Annotated in this window: 1 protein-coding gene; it reads right to left on the bottom strand. The window is 45.4% G+C overall.

Features of this window, described 5'->3' with window-relative positions:
* Positions 1–275: 275 nt before the first annotated feature.
* A partial coding sequence (locus tag FYJ79_RS12295; protein WP_229771475.1) for a transposase occupies positions 276–1,947 on the bottom strand: 1,672 nt, incomplete at its 5' end.

The raw sequence follows: 1,947 nt of genomic DNA, 5'->3' as shown, positions 1-1,947 counted from the left end.
AGGGAATGTCCCGAAATAACTAAATATTTTGAGGTCTGCTAAGCAGATCTCTTTTTCATCTTCGATTCCATGAGTGATAGAGGATTTCTGCAATATACAGGCATAAAAAAACACCATCTCATATGGTGAATAACTTCTTGGCCCTTTTTTGGCGCATAATCCCCCCTTGGAAATAGGCATGTTTTTTTTAATGTCTGTGCTGCATGTGGCTTATGTTGCCTGGATTGTATTGTGAATAACTTTTTCGAATCCCATTGACCGTTATCTGTCAGCAGTCACCTGGGCAGCTGCTCCTGCGGCTTAACATGAAGCTTGTTCTTAAGCCAGAAGCTGTGATACATCCTGAAATTATATCCCAGGCACACGAGCTTGAACTCCATCTCGGCATTCTTCAGGCCTCTTCTGGCCAGGCGCTCATAGCTCATGCCTCTCTTGATGATTCCAAAGGCTCCTTCAGCCTGAATGCTTCTTTGCTTCTTCAGCTCCTTGCCGAACTCTGAACCAAGAATGGCGTCTACCTCCTCATGAAGCTGCTCCTTCACTACATTTATGCTTACCGTCTTGTAGTCAGTGTCACTGACCTCTGATCCTTTTCTCTTTTTAATGCATTTTGAGCGGTTAGAACAGCCTGAGCATCTTCCAGGTTCAGCGAAAACCTGCCTGATCTGCAGGGTGGATGATTCATTGCTTGTCCTGTCACCTAGATAATCACTGAAGAGCCTTCCTGCAGGACATATTCTATGTCCGCTGCTGTCAGCCTTCCAGTTTGCGGGATTGTACTTCTGTTTCCTGAATTCAGGCGTGTTCTTTCTGGCATACATGTTATACTTCATCACTGGATTCATTCCATGAGAGAGGCAGTACAGATAGTTGGCAACCGATCCGTACCCGGCATCTGCCATGGGATTGAGCGGATAGAATCCGTTCTGTCTGAAGAAGCTGTCCATGAATTCAGGGAAGCATGTTGAATCACCCGCAAGCTGAAACAGCCCAGCGTTGACGATGATGCCTCCTGATACGGCTATCTGTGCATTGTAGCCAGGGCGAAGCAGCCCTGTGTTATTGTAATAGTCAATCTTCTGGCTTGTCATGATGCAGTCAGTATCAGTCTTCGTGCAGCTGTTTCTGCCACCGAGAATGAAGAGCCATTTCTCATAGTCCAGCAGCTTCACATAGTATCCCAGGAAATCGTCATAGAACCGCTGATACACTGACTTACTCTTTCCCTTGCCATAGACGATCGTGATGTCCTCGCGTACCATCAGTTCCATCAGGTACTGGGCTATGTAGCCAATCTCCTGGGCGCAGTATTCCTTCTTGATCCTGTAAGGCCACATGAAGACCTGGTTGAGTTGCAGGATGGATTCAGAAATGGAAAAGAACAGTCTGTTCCTGAAGGTGATGATTGCCTTTCTCCATACGAATTTGTATTTGTTGGCATTGGCAAGGAACTTCGTCCCGTCAATGTACTGAACGCTCAGGTCAGCGCCTGTAAGATGCGCCAGATGAATGGAGACCTTATTGAATATGGAATCAATGCTCTTGAGGAGATAGTCCTTCTCAAAGCGCTCAAAGGTCGATTTGCTAGGCCTTGCCTCATGGGTAAGATACATATATCTGATGTCAGTGCGGCATAGATGTTCAAGATGTCTCAGGGTGAAGTCCTTGTCGTCATAGCGGACAAAGAGCTCTGCCAGCAGCAGGTCTCGCCTGTCATGCCCCTTTCTTCCCTTGTTGCTTCCCTTTTTAAGATATTTGCTTAGGTCCACTCCTTCCAGTGCATCAAGGAAAGAAAACAGATGATCATCTTCGTCAAGCAGTACGGCTGTTTCTAATGGTAAAGACAACTGAAATGTGTTATTATAATTGACGTATATAGAGTCTTTATTCTTTATAGTTTCCATAGCTCTATTATACCACAAAATAGCGGCATCATTCACTATATGT

Source organism: Sharpea porci, from assembly GCF_009695655.1.
GTDB classification, from domain to species: Bacteria; Bacillota_I; Bacilli_A; order Erysipelotrichales; family Coprobacillaceae; genus Sharpea; species Sharpea porci.
The sequence above is the reverse complement of the archived record's forward strand: the minus strand, read 5'-3'. Positions and strand labels throughout refer to the sequence as shown.